Source organism: Microbacterium sp. OR16 (assembly GCF_047306725.1).
In the GTDB taxonomy this organism is placed as follows: Bacteria; Actinomycetota; Actinomycetes; order Actinomycetales; family Microbacteriaceae; genus Microbacterium.
In genome coordinates this window covers 68,401-84,205 of sequence record NZ_JAZEXK010000002.1, presented here as the reverse complement: position 1 = coordinate 84,205, position 15,805 = coordinate 68,401, and the positions used below count along the sequence as shown (strand labels likewise).

The following is a 15,805-nucleotide window of genomic DNA, read 5'->3' as shown; positions in this document are numbered from 1 at the left end:
TGCCTCCTGAGCCTGTAGTGTCATCACTGCCGACGCGAGCGGATCAGAACCCGAGTCCAGCTCGACGCCACGACCATTCGGTCGCCCCTGTGCGGGCGACGGATCGCGTCGGTGACGCCGGGGGGTTCGTGCAGCGGCGGAAGCCGCTCGACGCTGGGAGCTGGCTGCTGTGACTGATTCAGAGTCGAATACAACGATCGTCGGCGGCGCCCCAGAGCTCGCTCGACTACTCGTTCAGGCCAGTCGGGATCTGGGATTCACGCCCGTCCAGCTGCCGCCGACCGAGGAGTCGGTCGCCCTCATCCATCAGAGCACTCCCGATCTCGTCGTGGTCGTCGGAGACGAACCGGGCGCTGACGTACTCGAGATGACCCGTCGCATCCGAGCAGTGAGCACCGCGCCTCTCGTCATCCTCTCCGTTCTGATCGATCCAGCCGACGTGCTGCGCGGCTTCGATGCCGGCGCGGACGACTACATCACGCTGCCGATCGGATCGGGTGAGCTGAACGCCCGCTTCGCTGCGCTGGTGCGCAGGTCGGCGCTGCGACCGTCTGGAACACGCGCCGCACCGGCTGGCGCGGCTGCGACAGCGGAGCTTCAACGCGACTCGCGTGAGCCGGTTCGCGACCCATCGGCGGTTCTCGGCGGAACAATCTCGACGAGCGGAGAACGGTGGCTGCGGCACGACGGACTCGCACTGAACCTCGACAGTCGCGCAGTGCTCGTCGAGCAGCGGGAGGTCGAGCTCACGGGGTCGGAATTCGCTCTGCTGGCCACTCTGCTGCAGTCGAGGCGACGCGTGCGCAACAGGTCGGATCTCGCCCTCGTGCTGCGGGGCGACCCCCGGGAACAGTGGTACGAGGTGAGCGACGCCGAAAAGGGTCACGTCGATCGGTGCATCGGTGAGTTGAGACGAAAACTCGGAGACGCACCAGACGGATCGCGGTACATCGAGGGCAGCGCCGAAACCGGATACCGGCTCGCGGGAGACGAGGGCCGGGCGGCGGCACCCGATGCGTCTTCCGGTCGTTGACGCGGGTAACCTATCGACAGACTGATCAAGGGGAGACACCACACATGCGACGCAGTCTGTCGATCCTGCGCTGGCAGCTGGTCTGCACGAGCTGCATGGTCAGCGTCGCTCTTCTCGTCGCTCTGCTGAAGCCGTCGGCTTTCGCCCATCCGCTGTTTCTCATCGGGGTCGGCCTGACCGTGCTCGCGGCCATCGGCGTTCTTCTCGTGCCGTGGTCTCGTGTGCCGAAACGCGCGGCGATGGTCGTTCCCTTCGTCGACATCCTCGCCATCGGATTCGCCTCCGCCGTGCAGGACTTGCGCGTGGGCTTCCTCTGGGTGATCCCGATCGCATGGCTCGCCACCTACTATTCCGCAGGCGCCATCGCCGGTGCGGTGGCCTTCGTCTGCGTCAGCCTGATCATCGTCGCGGCCCAGCAGGGCACACCCTCGGACACGGCCGTGCGAGTCATGATCACGGTGCTCGCCCTGAGCTTTCTCGGGACGAGCATTCGCGTCGGAGCGAAGCGGAGCCGAGCCATCCGGCGTCTGCTGCGACGCCAGTCCGACCAGATCAACCGCGCCGCAGAGCGGGCCGCCGGTCATCAGCGTCGCGTGACCGACATCATCGATGCGCTCGACACCGCGCTCGTGGTCGTCTCGAGCGAGGGCGACATCCTGAAGATGAACGAGGCGTACCGGGCCCTCTACGGCAGGGACCGGTACGGCGCGCAGCTTCCCGCGCAGGCGGTCGAGTACGACGATCATCGAGGCGAACCACTGCGGCGCGGACGCACCGTGCTCGCCCGCGCCGCGCGAGGCGAGCAGCTGCACGGCGAGCGGGTATGGCTCTACGACACGTCCGGCCGGTGGCGCGCCCTGAACGCGACCACGCACCGCACCGCCCGTCTCGGAGACGGTGCCGAGAGCACGCTGCTCGTGCTCGACGACATCACGGATCAGCTCGAGGCGAGCGAAGAGAGGCGGAGGATGGTCGCGATCGTCTCGCACGAGCTCCGCAATCCCCTCACCGCACTCATCGGCCACGTCGACCTGCTCCTCGACCGGGACGATCTCCCAGCGCGCGTGCACGATCAGCTCGAGGTGATGGCCCACGCGGGTGAGCGTATGCAGCGCTTGGCCAAGATGGCCCTCGACACTGGTCGATCCGCGTTCATCGAACCCGAACCGGTCGATCTGCGAGTGCTCGCCGACGCCGCCGTCGAGCTCTTCCTGCCTACGGCGGTGGGCAAGGGGCTGAACCTCTCGGTGGTCGGGCTCGAGACACTGATGACATCGGGGGACGCCTTCCGGCTTCGGCAGGCCATCGACAACGTGCTCAGCAACGCCGTGAAGTACACGCCGCGTGGCGGAAGCGTCTTCATCCGCCTCGGTGTCTCGCGCGACGAGCGTGCCCAGGTGACCGTGTCGGACACCGGTCCCGGCATCGCGCCGGAAGACCTGGAGCGCCTGTTCGAACCGTACTTCCGCGCAGCTGACGCCGTGCACAGCGGCATCCCCGGCACGGGGCTCGGCATGGGGATCGTGCGAGCGATCGTCGACGAGCATCACGGCGAGCTCACCATCACCAGCAGGCCAGGCGAGGGCACCCACGTCGAGATGCGGTTCCCCCGAGGCGCGCGACTCGGCGGCTCGCCCGCGCTCAGCGCACCCCGTACCGAGATCGCGATTTAGGAGAACCGATGAACGAGAACGTTCAGGCGATCGCCGGACTGCAGGCCGGTCTACCGCAGGCACTCGTGGCCGTGGTCACGATCTGCGCCGCGACTGTCATCGGTCTCGTCGCGCTTCACCGTCCTGACCGTGCCGCGATCGCATGGGCCGCCGCCTTCGGGCTCGGTCTGCTCGGGACCTACGCGTGGGTGGCAGCCGTCGAGCTGGAGCTGCCGGCGATGCGTTCGCTGGCCTCCGGTCTGATGCTGTGCGCCGAGCCGCTGATCTGGCTGGGTGTGCGCCTTTACGCCGGCCGCCGATCGACATGGCAGGCTGCGGTCATGTTCGTCGCCCTCGTGCCGATCACGCTCGCGCTGACCGCCGAGAGCGAGGTCTTCCCGGTGTTCTTCCGCATCTGCTTCGCCGGTGCCGGAGTCTTCGCCGCCCTGATCACCTTCGAGCTGCTGCGTCTGAAGGGCGTGCCCCGCGATGTCCTGCTGCCGCTCATGCTCGCTTCTGGTGCCTTCGCTCTCACCGCTGCGCTGACCGTGATCTGGAGCTTCGCCGCTCCGAAACTCGACGGCGACGCGCAGATCGCCGTTCTGCGTGACTTCAACGTGATCGGCACGCTGGTCACGAGCGTCGCGGCGATGGTCACCATCCTGCTGCTGGCGCGCATGCAGTCTCCGAACCGGGTGGGATCGTCCGCCTCACCCGACGCGGTGATCCGCGGGCGGATAGAGCGAGTGCGCGCACACCAGGAGGCGGCATGGTCGCTGCTCGACGTGCGGTTGGACGGCATAGTGGATCTGCGCGAATCGACCGCACCGTCCGACTTCGCCCGGATGCTCAAGCGGTTCACCACCAGGGTCGTGGCGGCCCTTCCCCCGTCCGCCGATGTGGCTCCGATCGACGACGGGCGTCTGCTGGCGCTGGTGCCCGGCAGCGAAGAGGCCGTCACGCATCATCTGCGCAATCTGCTCGGGCGGGTGTCGGCGATGGACGAGCGCGATGACTCGAGCGCCATCAGGATCTCGGCCAGCGTGGGCTGGGCGACGATCCTGGAGGCGAGGTTCGACTACGACAAGCTGCTCGCACTCGCCGATGAACGAGCACAGCGCGCCGTCGGGCTCGGCGGCGACCGATGGGAGCGCAGCGGCAGCATCGCAGCCGCGACGGACGACCCGACTACTCTGAGAGGGTGATCCTCGCCGTCGACACCTCGCTCGGAACGACCGTCGCCGTCAACGACTCCGACGGCCGCACCGTCGCTGAGGCGAGCACGCCCGATCCACTCGGTCACGCCGAGGTGATCGGCGATCTGCTCGTCCAGGTGGCGCGTCCCGGGATCACGCACGTCGTCGCGGGCATGGGGCCCGGCCCCTTCACCGGGCTGCGCATCGGCATCGCCGCCGCGCGCGCGTTCGCGCTCGGCCGGGGCATCCCGCTCGTCCCGATCCCCAGTCACTTCGCCATCGCGCTCGACGCGGAGGCCGCAGGCCCGTTCGCCGTCGTCACCGACGCCCGTCGGCGCGAGATCGCGGTGAGCGTCTTCGACGGGCTGGATGCCGACGGCATCCCGAACCTGATCCGGCCGACCCGTCTCGAGAAGCGCGGCGTCGAGATCGACGGACCGGCCCTCGAAGCGACCGAGTTGTCGGCGGCGGCGCTCGCCAGGGTCGGTGCGCGGGCGCTCGCGGCCGGCCGCACCCTGGCGGACGCCGAGCCGCTCTATCTGCGTTCGCCTGATGTCGTGCAGCCGGGTGCACCGAAGCGGGTCGGCTCATGACGCTGCGCACCGCGACCCTCGACGACCTCGCCGCCATCATGGACCTCGAGCGGCGCGGGTTCCCTGCCGACGCGTGGAGCGAGCAGACGATGGGCACCGAGATCGCCAGCCTGCACAACGTCTATCTCGTCGATGTCGAAGCCGGGCGAGTGGTCGGCTACGGCGGTGTGCGCGCCCTGCAGGGGTCGGCGGACTCCGACATCCAGACCATCGCGCTGGACCCGTCGATGCGCGGTCGTGGCAGGGGTCGGGCGCTGCTGCGCGCGCTGATCGGGATCGCCGTCGAGCGCGGGGCGCGCGAGCTGTTCCTCGATGTGCGCGACGACAATGCGGTGGCGCGGGCGCTGTACTCGTCGGAGGGCTTCGTCGAGCTGGGGCGGCGGCCGGGGTATTACCAGCCCGGCAACGTGGATGCCGTCGTGATGCGCCTCGACCTGCGGTCGTGGGCGCCCGCCGCCGAACCGGATGCCGCCCGACCGGATGCCGCAGAGGAGGCGAGCGCATGACCGGCCCCCTGGTGCTCGGGATCGAGACGAGCTGCGACGAGACGGGCATCGGCATCGTGCGTGGTCGCCGGCTGCTGTCGAACACGATCGCGTCGAGCATGGACGAGCACGCCCGCTACGGCGGCGTCGTGCCCGAGGTCGCCGCTCGCGCGCACCTCGAGGCGCTGCAGCCGTCGATCGATCGCGCGCTCGCCGAGGCGCAGGTCACTTTCGACGAGCTCGACGCCATCGCCGTGACCAGCGGTCCCGGCCTCGCCGGAGCCCTCATGGTCGGCGTCGGCGCCGCCAAGGGCCTCGCCGTCTCGCTGAGCAAGCCGCTGTACGCGGTGAACCATCTCGTGGGGCACATCGCCGCCGACATCCTCACCGCCGACGATCGCGCGACCGCGCCGCTGGAGTATCCCACGATCGCCCTGCTGGTCTCGGGCGGGCACACGTCGCTGCTACACGTGCGTGACCTGACGACCGACGTCGAGCTGCTCGGCGAGACCGTCGACGACGCGGCCGGCGAGGCCTTCGACAAGGTCGCCAGGCTGCTCGGTCTGCCGTATCCGGGCGGACCGCAGATCGACAAGGCGGCGGCCGCCGGCGACCCGAGGGCGATCCGCTTCCCGCGCGGGCTGTCGAAGGCATCCGACATGGCGAAGCACCGGTACGACTTCTCGTTCTCCGGTCTGAAGACGGCCGTCGCGCGCTGGGTCGAGCGCGCCGAGGCGGCGGGTGAGCAGGTGCCGGTGGCCGATGTCGCGGCGAGCTTCCGCGAGGCCGTCGTCGACGTGCTCGTAACCAAGGCACTCGCGGCGTGCGAAGACCGCGGCGTGCCGCGTCTGCTGCTGGGCGGCGGCGTGATCGCCAACCGGCGGCTTCGCGAGGTCGCCCTCGAGCGTGCCGCGGCCGCAGGGGTGGCCGTGCGCATCCCGCCGCTGTCGCTGTGCACCGACAACGGGGCGATGATCGCGGGTCTCGCGGCCGAGCTCATCGCGAGCGGCCGCGGGCCGTCGACACTCGGCTTCGGCGCTGACTCGACCCTGCCGGTGACCGAGATCCAGGTGAGTCCGGCATGAGCGATCCGAGCACCGAGCAGCCCACCCCTGAGGTCGAGAGGCCCGACGGCGGTGCGGCGGTGCCCGGTGCGTCGAAGGGCTACGGCAGGCTGCCGACCGCCCCCGTGCCCGTCGAGCGCACCGAGGCCGCCCATCCGGATGCCGAGCAGACGTCGAGCGTGGAATGGGAGCCGACCACCGGATCGGCACCCGTCGACGACGCGCGCCTCGCGCCGTGGGCGCTGGTGGCGGCGATCGTCGCCCTCGCCGCGTCGATGTTCGTGGGCTGGGGCATCCCGGTCGCGATCATCGCGGTGATCGCGGCGACCATGTCGCTGCGCCGCCCGATCGAGAACCGCGCGGTCGCCATCTGGGCACTGGTGCTGGGATCGTGTGCCACGCTGTTCAGCGCGGGGTGGCTGCTGTGGGCGGCGATGCAGCTCGAGAATCTGGGGTGAGGAATGCTGAACCAGGCGGAGAGCTCACGACGACGTGAGCTGCAGCGCCGGGCGTTCGCCGCGGGCGGGGGAGCGACCGACGCCGAGCTGGCAGAGCTGAGGCATCTGGATGCCAGGGCCGCCGCGCACCGGGGGGTCGAACCGCCCCTGATTCCTGCGACCGGCGACGTCGCTTCGACGCCGGCGGGGGCCGGGCAGCGCGCGAACGAGAACGCTGCGTCCGCCTCGCCGGTGGCAGACGCGGACGGGCACGCGGCGTCAGCGTCGCCGGTGGCAAGAGAGAACGGGCCCGCGGCATGGCGTGACGCGGGCGACGGTGGGACGTTGCAGGAGCCGGCGCAGAGGGGGCACGAGGGGCCCGCGTCATCCGCGCCGGTCGCCGCCGGAGAGACGCCGACGGGCCGGCGCACCGGCGTCTCGCCGACCAGCCGGCCAACCGAAGAGACGCCGATGAGCCGGCGCACCAGGCGAACACCGACGAGTCGGCGGCCGAGCATCCCGGTGCTGGTCCTCTCGGCACTGATCGCCCTGCTGCTCGGCTTCGGCGGGGCGTGGCTGGTGCTGGGCCGCGACAGCACGCCGGCCATGACGGCGGAGCAGGCGAAGGCCATGGCCGAGATCGAGAAGACCGCCCGCTTCGACCCCGGCTCGGTCGTCTACCTCGGCGAGAAGTACGACGCATCCGTGTGGCGCGCCACGTCAGAGGGCGGCGAGCGGATCTGCCTCGCGATCCAGGTCGGCGACCGCAATCAGTATCAGTGCACACCGCCGCCCGACGACGACACCGCGTTCGCCGAGCCGGTCGGGGTGTCGGTGAGTCACGCCGACGATGAGGGCGACTGGTCGTACTGGGCGACCCTGCTGAACGACATCTCCGGACGTCAGGCGGTGATCATCCAGCGCCACGACATGTCGGCGGCCTACGGCTGGGAGTCGCAGTACACCGACGAGGAGCTGCGGCAGATCCGGATGCTCGAAGCAGAGGGCATCCTGCCGAACTACCTGCAGATCATCGGCTACGACGGCGATGTGCCGGTCTTCATCTCGCAGGACGGGCGCACCTGCATCCATGTCGTCGATCCGGCGTCGAACGCCGTCGTGCAGTCATGCGAGCCGTCGGACGACGGCGTCTACACGCTGCGGGTGAACGGCGCCACGTATGAGGTGCGCGAGTCGAGCATGCGTGGTCCGGTGCTGACCGTGGTGCGAAACGGCGGGTGATCGCGTGCGCGAAGCCGCTGACGACGCCCGGCGACGCGAGTTGCAGCGACTCGCGTTCGCGCCCGGCGGTCGATTGACGGATGCCGAGGCAGCCGAGCTGCGCGACCTCACCGCGCCATCGGCGTCGGCGCCGGCGTCGGCGTCGGCGCCGGAGACGGCGGCGCCTTCGTCGACCGCATCCGACCATTCGTGCATCTCGTCATCGGCGGCATCCGCAGCGCCGGCGTCAGCATCGCGTCGGTCCGCGTCCGCGTCAGACGCACCGGCCTCCGCAACCGCTGCGCTGGGTCCGCCAGCCGTACCGCCGGCAGCAGCCGCACCGCCGGTGTCACCCTCCGCAGCACCGGCCTCTGAGTCCCCGACGGGGCGAGAGCGCGCACGCCGGCTCCAGCGCATCCCGGTCGTCATCCTGGCAGCTGTCGTCTCGGTGCTGCTGGGGGTAGGGGCCGGATGGCTGCTGTTCGGTCGCGCCGACGGCGGGCCGGCCCTGACCGATGCGCAGCGCAGCACGATGGTGCAGCTCGATGCGTCCGAGGAGTTCGATCCGGGATCGATCCTGCTGGTCGGAGCGAGAGACGGCGCCGAGGCCTGGTACGCGACCAAGGATGCCGACGACAGCGAATGCCTGGTGCTCATCGCCGGCGACGAGCGAACGACGGCGTGCCAGCGCACCGGCCGGGCGAACAGCTTCGGGCTGCAGGCGAACGTGAACGCGACGATCGACGACGAGCAGGTCATCGTCTGGGCCGTGCTGCTGGAAGGCGCCGATGGTGAGATGGTCGCGGTGATCCAACGCGAGCAGAACGTGGTCGAGTACGACTGGCGATCGCAGTACAGCGGGCGCGATCTCGAGATCGCCGAGTTCATCGACGCGAGGGGATACTCCGGCGACAGCCTGCAGGTGGTGGGATACGACGACGCGCTGCCCGTGTGGATGACGTTCTCGGGTGCGGAGTTCTGCATGATCGTCGCCGAACCTACCGCCCTGCTCGCCGACGCGTGCTCGTCGTTCGACCCGGCCGGGGGAGGCCGGATGGACCTGCGCACCGATCGGGCGACGTACCAGCTGAACCTGTCGAGCAGTGCCGAGCCGACGCTGACGATCATCCGCACCCCCGACTCGATCGTCTGCGACGTCGACTCGGGCTACTGCGGTGTCGACGACAAGACGGGCGAGCCGTCGGGCTGATCAGACCCGGTCGGCGAGGATCGCCACGCGCCCGGCCGCCGTCCTGGTGAGGATCAGGGTCGCAGCGTTCGAGCCCTTCAGGCTCAGCTTCTTCCGGAACGCGGCGGGGTCGATGTCCATGCCGCGCTTCTTGATCTCGAGGCGCCCGATGTCGTGCGCGCGCAACACCTGGCTGATCGTCTTCACGTGCGCCGGCATGGTCTCGCGCACGCGGAACGACTGCACGAAAGGGGAGGTGAGCGCCGCGTCGCCGGTGAGGTACGCGATCTGCTCGTCGATCATTCCGGCATCGAGCATCCGGGCCGCTTCGCCGATCAGCCGCGCGCGGATCACCGCTCCGTCCGGCTCGTGCAGGTACGCGCCCAGGGCGCGCACCGGCTCGTCGGCGGCGTCGGCCGGCGCGGTGATCTCGTGCGCCTGCCCGGCCTGCATCACCAGGGCCGAGCGACGGATGCCCTCGCGGGCCAGCTCGCCGCTCCACAGCACGAGCTCGACGACGCTTCCGTCGGCGCTCACCCACTGCGCCTCGACGTCGTCGGGGATCAGGTCGCGGTCGAGGCCAGGGCCGAGCTTGATGCCGGTGGGATGCCGCCGCGCGACGTCGAAGCACCAGTCGAGCGACGGCGACCAGTCGGCGGCGGACGTGCGAGTCGTCTCGCTGTGCCCCGCGGTGCGCCGGGCGGGATCGAGCCAGACAGCACCCTGCTCGGGAACGCTGTCCTCGGCGGCCCCCTGGCGCACGCTGGCTCCGGGGAAGGGCGCCAGGTTGTAGGCGGCGATCGCCGAGGTCACCTCATCGGCATCCACCGCGTCGACTTCGAGGCCGGCCCCGGCGAACGCGAGGCTGTCGCCGCCGATGCCGCAGCCGAGGTCCGCGACGCGGGTGATCCCAGCGCGCCGCAGCCGCACGGCGTGCATGGTCGCGACGCTCAGGCGCGTCGCCTGCTCGAGCCCCGCCCGGGTGAACAGCATCCGGTCGGCGAACTCGCCGAACTTCGCCCTGGCCTTGACCCGCAGGTGCGCCTGGCCGACCACAGCCGAGACCAGGTCGGGGGAGTGGCCGGCGGCGCGCAGCCGCGACACCGACCGGGCGACGTCAGCCGACGTCTCGACGGCACCGATCTCATCGAGCAGTGCGAGGCCCTCACGCGTGAGCAGCGCAGTCAGCTCGGACATCTCCACCTGTCCAGCCTACGGCGCGTGCCCGTCGCGCCGGTGTCGTCGCCCGGACCCAGCGCGCAGCGCCTGCCGGAGGGCTGGCACTCGCATTGCATGAGTGCCAGCGCTCGGCATACACTGGAGTTAGCACCCTCACCTCGAGAGTGCTAATGATCTTCTGAACTCAGTCACGAAAGAAGAGGTACACCGTGTCGGTTTCCATCAAGCCGCTCGAGGACCGCATCGTCATCCAGCAGGTCGAGGCAGAGCAGACCACCGCAAGCGGTCTGGTCATCCCCGACACCGCCAAGGAGAAGCCCCAGGAGGGCCAGGTCGTGGCAGTGGGCCCCGGCCGCATCGACGACAACGGCAACCGCGTTCCGCTCGACGTCGCCGTGGGCGACCGCGTGCTCTACAGCAAGTACGGCGGCACCGAGGTCAAGTTCGGCGCCGACGAGTACCTCGTGCTCTCGGCTCGCGACGTGCTCGCAGTCGTCGTCCGCTGACGCGGTTCGACACCAGCTCCCAGAGGGCCCGGATGCATGGCATCCGGGCCCTCTGTCATGCCCCGGCTTCTCAACCCCTATCGATCCCCGAGCCGAACCCGCGGATGCCCCCGATGAGCCCCTACAGGCCTCGGGGCGGCCCCCGATGCCGCCGACGAGGGCTGGCCGCACACTCGTAACACGCGCCACCTGGCGCATACACGATGAAGGGGTAATCGATCATGGCTCTCGACGGCAACGCCAACACATCCGGAGCCCAGTGGAACCTGGGTATCGCCAACTCCGGAAACACCGACGACAACTCGGACAACTCGGTCACGGACAACAGCGACAGCTCCGACAACTCGGTCACTGACGACAACTCGGACAACTCGGTCACGGACAACAGCGACAACTCGGTCACGGACAACAGCGACAACTCGGTCACGGACAACTCCGACAACTCGGACAACAGCGACAACTCCGACAACTCCGACAACTCGGTCACGGACAACTCGGACAACTCGGACAACTCGGACAACTCCGACAACTCGGACAACTCCGACAACTCGGACAACTCCGACAACTCGGTCACGGACAACTCCGACAACTCGGACAACAGCGACAACTCCGACAACTCGGTGACCGACAACTCCGACAACAGCGACAACTCGGACAACTCGACCAACGACTCGTACAACGACAACTCCGACAACTCCGACCACTCGTGGCGGGACAACTCGGATCACTCGGTGACCGACTCGTACAACACGCTCTACGACAACTCCGTCACCTCGGGGGTGCGGCAGTTCAACACGGGCTTCGGCGACGTCAGCATCGGCGCCGGCGGCGGTGGGCTGGGAGCGATGGCGGGAACGGGATCGCTCAGCATCGACGGACGGACCACGCTCAACGACCAGTCGGTCAACCAGAGCATCTCGGCGGGCGGCGACGTCGGTCAGCACTTCGGACAGAGCAGCATCATCGCATCCGGAGACGGCTCGGCAGCGGCAGGCGGTGACGCGACGGTCATGAACGTCAGCACCGACATCAGCATGGGCGACGTCTGGACGGGCAACACCTGGAACACCGATTCGTTCAACGAGGACTACTCGCAGGACTGGTCGTTCACCGACTCGTTCAACGACAACTCCGACAACTCCGACAACTCGGACAACAGCGACAACTCCGACAATTCGGACAACTCGGTGACCGACAACTCGATGACGGACAACTCGATGACCGACAACTCGCAGGACTGGTCGTTCACCGACTCGTTCAACGACGAGTCGATGGTCGACAACTCCCACACCTGGACGGCCGACGACTCGTTCAACGACAACTCGACGGTCACGAACGACATGGACATGACGCTGAACGACTCCAACGTCGACAGCCCCTTCGGGGACGCGTCCGACGTCGCCTTCTGACAGATCGAGCGGGCGCACGACCTGCCTGGCCGTCCCTCTGGTGGGCGGCCAGGCACACCACTAAGCTCCTGAGCACTCGAGGGGAGTGAGAGCAATGTCTGACGAACCGGATGTCACCCCGTCGGACGACGGCGCGCCCTGGGGAGACGCGGATCTTCTCGATCCGTTCGGCGCCGACGCCTTCACTCAGGAGATCGCGAACATCTCGGAATCCGATTGGGACCTGAACGCCGACGAGATATGGGGAGATCTCGACGGCGGCCAGGGCGACGGGACAGACCTGCCCGGGCCCGAGCTGTTCGCCTGATCCGCATCGGACACGACAGAAGGGGGCGCACGTGCCGGGAGAGCATGCAGCTGGGGAAGCGAAGATCGTCGACGTCATCCACGACGTCGGCGATCTCGCCGCGTCTTCGGGGAGGAACGACCTCGCCGCTCGACTGGCCAGCACCAAGCAGCGGCTGGACGACCCGGCGGTGCGCGTCATCGTGGTCGGCGAGTTCAAGCAGGGCAAGAGCAAGCTGATCAACGCGCTCGTCAATGCTCCGGCCTGTCCGGTCGACGACGACGTCGCCACCAGCGTTCCGACCACGGTCGGCTACGCCGAGCAGCCGTCGGCGTGGGTGATCGAGCGACCCGCCAGCGGGGCGGGTGAGCCGCAGCGCCGCCAGATACCCCTCGAAGACCTGGCACAGTACGTCTCCGAGCGCGGCAATCCCGCGAACGAACGCGGCATCCTCTCCGCCGAGGTGCTGCTGCCCCGCGAGATCCTGCGCGGGGGCCTCACGCTCGTCGACTCGCCGGGTGTGGGCGGTCTCGAATCGTCGAACTCGCTGGCCACCCTCGCCGCGCTCTCGTCGGCGCACGCAGTGCTGCTCGTGTCGGACGCCTCTCAGGAGTACACCGAGCCCGAGGTGCAGTTCCTCCGGCACGCCATGCGCATCTCGCCGAACGTCGCCGCGGTCCTTGCCAAGACCGACCTGTACCCGGAATGGCGACGCATCGAGGAGATCGACCGCGCGCACCTCAGCGGCGATCAGGACATTCCGATCTTCTCGGTCTCGAGCGATCTGCGGCTGCTGGCCGCCGAACTGCAGGACCGCACCATGAACGACGAGTCGGGCTTTCCCGCTCTCGTCGCGCATCTGCGTCGGGAGGTGCTCGGCCGCGCCGAGACCATCCACACGCGCGGCGCCGTGCACGATCTCATCTCGGTCGTCGAGCAGCTGGAGATGTCGCTGCGCGCCGAGCTGAACGCGCTGCTGAACCCCGAGGACACGCCCCGCATGATCGCAGAGCTCGAGGCGGCGAAGGCGAAGGCGGACGACTTCCGCGGGCGCTCCGCGCGCTGGCAGGTGCTGCTGACCGACGGCATCGCCGACCTCGTGGCCGACATGGAGCACGACGTGCGGGATCGACTTCGCAAGGTGCAGCGAGAGGCGGAGCGCGCCATCGACGAGGGCGACCCCGGCCCGATCTGGGACCAGATCCGCGAGTGGCTGGATCAGCGCGTCACCGCCGCGGTGTCGGAGACCTTCGTGTGGACCGACGAGCGCTCCCGGTGGCTCTCGGAGGAGGTCGCCGAGCTGTTCAGCCAGGACCAGGCCGACATCCCGGTCAGCGATGTGTCCGACATCCGCGGCGTCCTCGACCCGGTCGAAGACATCGCCGGCCTCGAAGCGGGCCAGCTCAGCGCGGGGGAGAAGATCTACATCGGGGTGCGCGGCTCGTACGGCGGCGTCCTGATGGTCGGCCTGGTGACCGGGCTCGTCGGCATGGCCCTGATCAACCCCCTCTCGCTTCTCGCGGGCGTGCTCGTGGGCCGTCGGGCGTACCGGGAGGACATGGGCAACAGGCTGAGTCGTCGCCAGCAGGAGGCCAAGATCATCGTCAGGCGCTACATCGACGAGGTCACGTTCCAGGTGGGCAAGCAGCTCAAAGACCGTCTGCGCCTCGTGCAGCGCACCGCGCGGGATCACTTCGGCGCGCTCGCGGAAGAGCTGCACAGCTCTTTGTCGGATGCCCTGCAGCGAGCCCGTCAGGCGGCATCCGGCTTCACGTCCAGTCGAGACCAGCGTGTCATGCTGCTCAAGAAGCGTCTGGCGGAGCTCGAGCGGGTACGCCGGAGCATCCCCGCCCTCCCGCCGGCTCCGGCGGCGATCGGTCAGCCGCAGCGCGCCGCCGTCGGCGAGAGGGCGCGAGACTGATGCCCGCCGACGTCATCGCCGACACCGAGCAGCTGCTGCGCACCGCGCGGTCGGTGTACGCCGGCGACCGCGACGCGACCGCACTGGTCGACGACCTCGAGGTGCGGCTGCACGAGCCGCTGCGCCTGGCCATCGCGGGGATGGTGAAAGCGGGCAAGTCCACGCTGCTCAACGCGCTGCTGGGCGAGCGCATCGCCGCGACGGACACGGCCGAATGCACCCGGGTCGTCACCTGGTACCGCCACTCGCCCACGCCCAGACTCACCATGCACCTGCGCGACGGGACGGTCGCCCGGATGCCCGTTCGCCGCGAGCGCGGCCTGCTCGCCTTCGATCTGGGCGGGCGCGCCGCCGAAGACATCGAGTGGATCGACGTGGGCTGGCCGCTCGAGGGACTCACCTCCCTCATCCTCATCGACACGCCGGGCATCGCCTCCCTCTCCACCGAGACATCGGCCCGCACCGCGCGCTTCCTGACCCCGGACGACGCGCCGTCGGCGGCCGACGCCGTCGTCTACCTGATGCGCCATCTGCACGGCTCGGATGTGCGCTTTCTCGAGGCCTTCCGCGACACCGCGGCAGGGGCGGGAGCGAGCGTCTGCGCCCTGGCCGTCCTGTCGCGCTCGGACGAGGTGGGCTCCGGCCGCATCGACTCGCTGCTCTCGGCTCGACGGGTCGCACGCCGGTATGAGCGCGACGGCGCCCTCGGTGCCCTCGCTCTCGGCGTCGTGCCGGTCGCCGGCCTGCTCGCCGAAGGGGCGCGCACCCTGCGCGAGAGCGAGTTCATCGCTCTGCGAGAGCTCGCCGGCCTGGAGAGAAGAGAGCGCGAGAGCCTGCTCGTCTCGGCAGACCGCTTCGTCCGAGAGAGCGCGGCCACCGGCCTCAGCGTCGCTGTGCGCGAGGAGCTTCTCGGCAGGTTCGGCATCTTCGGGGTGCGGCTCGCCACTGCCATCATCCGCGGCGGCGTGACGACCTCCTCCGAGCTGTCGGACGCCCTGATCCAGCAGAGCGGGCTCATCGAGCTGCAGGAGGTCGTGCAACGGCACTTCCGGCCCCGCGCCGATGTGCTGAAGGCCCGCAGCGTCGTGCTGCAGCTGCAGGCGCTGGTGCGGCGGACGCCGAAGCCCGGATGCGAGGCGGTTCTGGCGGGGATAGAGCGCTTCACCGCATCCGCCCACACACTGCGCGAACTCGCGCTGCTCGCCGAGGCGAGAGCCCACGGCCTGCCGCTGCCCGCGCCGCAGGCGCGGGAGGCCGAACTCATCCTGGGCGCCGCCGGTGTCACAGCATCCGCTCGCCTGGGTCTTCCCGATGACGCATCGCCCGATGAGATCTCCCGGCGCGTGCTCGAGCAGATCGACCACTGGCGCGGGCTGGGGGCCGATCCGGGCGCGGATCGGGTCAGACGCGACGTGATCAGCGCCGTGCTGCGCAGTCTCGCCGAGATGGCGTCAGAGTCCGGCGCTGTCCGAGCCCTCCGGCCCGCGTCGCACGTCGACCCGTCGGGCCGACCAGGCGATGCCCTTGGGCAGGATGCTGCTGAGCAGGGCGAGCAGCACGAGGGCCGCCTGCCCCGCAAGAAGAGGCTGCAGTGGCTCTCCCTGGGCGCCCAGCGCCACCCACTCCGGTGAGAG

Annotated in this window: 15 protein-coding genes; 14 read left to right on the top strand and 1 reads right to left on the bottom strand. The window is 69.4% G+C overall.

Annotated elements, in window-relative coordinates:
- The first annotated feature begins 169 nt into the window (after positions 1-169).
- The 9 genes from V2S05_RS11035 to V2S05_RS10995 are packed head-to-tail and all read left to right on the top strand — an operon-like array spanning position 170 to position 8,891.
- Complete coding sequence (locus V2S05_RS11035; protein ID WP_413635357.1) at positions 170-1,033, top strand: response regulator transcription factor; 864 nt, start codon at positions 170-172, stop codon at positions 1,031-1,033.
- 44 nt (positions 1,034-1,077) lie between these two features.
- Positions 1,078-2,706, top strand: coding sequence for a sensor histidine kinase (locus V2S05_RS11030; protein WP_413635355.1), 1,629 nt, complete (start codon positions 1,078-1,080; stop codon positions 2,704-2,706).
- Between the two features lie 8 nt (positions 2,707-2,714).
- Complete coding sequence (locus V2S05_RS11025; RefSeq protein WP_413635354.1) at positions 2,715-3,890, top strand: hypothetical protein; 1,176 nt, start codon at positions 2,715-2,717, stop codon at positions 3,888-3,890.
- Entirely contained in the window at positions 3,887-4,474 is a 588-nt protein-coding gene (gene tsaB, locus V2S05_RS11020; protein ID WP_413635352.1) for a tRNA (adenosine(37)-N6)-threonylcarbamoyltransferase complex dimerization subunit type 1 TsaB, read from the top strand. The genes V2S05_RS11025 and tsaB overlap by 4 nt, the downstream gene beginning before the upstream one ends.
- Positions 4,471-4,980 carry a ribosomal protein S18-alanine N-acetyltransferase gene (gene rimI, locus V2S05_RS11015; RefSeq protein ID WP_413635351.1) on the top strand — a complete coding sequence of 170 codons (510 nt, stop codon included), beginning with the start codon at positions 4,471-4,473 and terminating at the stop codon, positions 4,978-4,980. Before tsaB ends, rimI begins: the two co-directional genes overlap by 4 nt.
- Positions 4,977-6,044, top strand: coding sequence for a tRNA (adenosine(37)-N6)-threonylcarbamoyltransferase complex transferase subunit TsaD (gene tsaD / locus V2S05_RS11010; RefSeq protein WP_413635349.1), 1,068 nt, complete (start codon positions 4,977-4,979; stop codon positions 6,042-6,044). The genes rimI and tsaD overlap by 4 nt, the downstream gene beginning before the upstream one ends.
- Entirely contained in the window at positions 6,041-6,481 is a 441-nt protein-coding gene (locus V2S05_RS11005) for a hypothetical protein (protein WP_413635347.1), read from the top strand. Before tsaD ends, V2S05_RS11005 begins: the two co-directional genes overlap by 4 nt.
- 3 nt (positions 6,482-6,484) lie before the next feature.
- On the top strand, positions 6,485-7,702 hold the full coding sequence (locus V2S05_RS11000; protein ID WP_413635346.1) for a hypothetical protein: 1,218 nt from the start codon (positions 6,485-6,487) through the stop codon (positions 7,700-7,702).
- Between the two features lie 4 nt (positions 7,703-7,706).
- On the top strand, positions 7,707-8,891 hold the full coding sequence (locus tag V2S05_RS10995) for a hypothetical protein (RefSeq protein ID WP_413635345.1): 1,185 nt from the start codon (positions 7,707-7,709) through the stop codon (positions 8,889-8,891).
- Here V2S05_RS10995 and V2S05_RS10990 read toward each other — a convergent pair whose 3' ends face one another.
- Entirely contained in the window at positions 8,892-10,073 is a 1,182-nt protein-coding gene (locus tag V2S05_RS10990; protein WP_413635343.1) for a THUMP-like domain-containing protein, read from the bottom strand.
- Positions 10,074-10,258: 185 nt separating this feature from the next.
- Here V2S05_RS10990 and groES point away from each other — a divergent pair, with 185 nt between their 5' ends.
- From groES to V2S05_RS10965, 5 genes are all read left to right on the top strand, one after another.
- Positions 10,259-10,555, top strand: coding sequence for a co-chaperone GroES (gene groES, locus V2S05_RS10985; protein ID WP_099196502.1), 297 nt, complete (start codon positions 10,259-10,261; stop codon positions 10,553-10,555).
- Between the two features lie 221 nt (positions 10,556-10,776).
- Entirely contained in the window at positions 10,777-11,964 is a 1,188-nt protein-coding gene (locus V2S05_RS10980) for a hypothetical protein (RefSeq protein ID WP_413635341.1), read from the top strand.
- A gap of 94 nt (positions 11,965-12,058) precedes the next feature.
- Complete coding sequence (locus V2S05_RS10975; protein WP_271638396.1) at positions 12,059-12,271, top strand: hypothetical protein; 213 nt, start codon at positions 12,059-12,061, stop codon at positions 12,269-12,271.
- A gap of 31 nt (positions 12,272-12,302) precedes the next feature.
- Complete coding sequence (locus V2S05_RS10970; RefSeq protein WP_413635340.1) at positions 12,303-14,171, top strand: dynamin family protein; 1,869 nt, start codon at positions 12,303-12,305, stop codon at positions 14,169-14,171.
- Complete coding sequence (locus V2S05_RS10965; RefSeq protein ID WP_413635338.1) at positions 14,171-15,802, top strand: dynamin family protein; 1,632 nt, start codon at positions 14,171-14,173, stop codon at positions 15,800-15,802. Before V2S05_RS10970 ends, V2S05_RS10965 begins: the two co-directional genes overlap by 1 nt.
- Positions 15,803-15,805 lie beyond the last annotated feature (3 nt).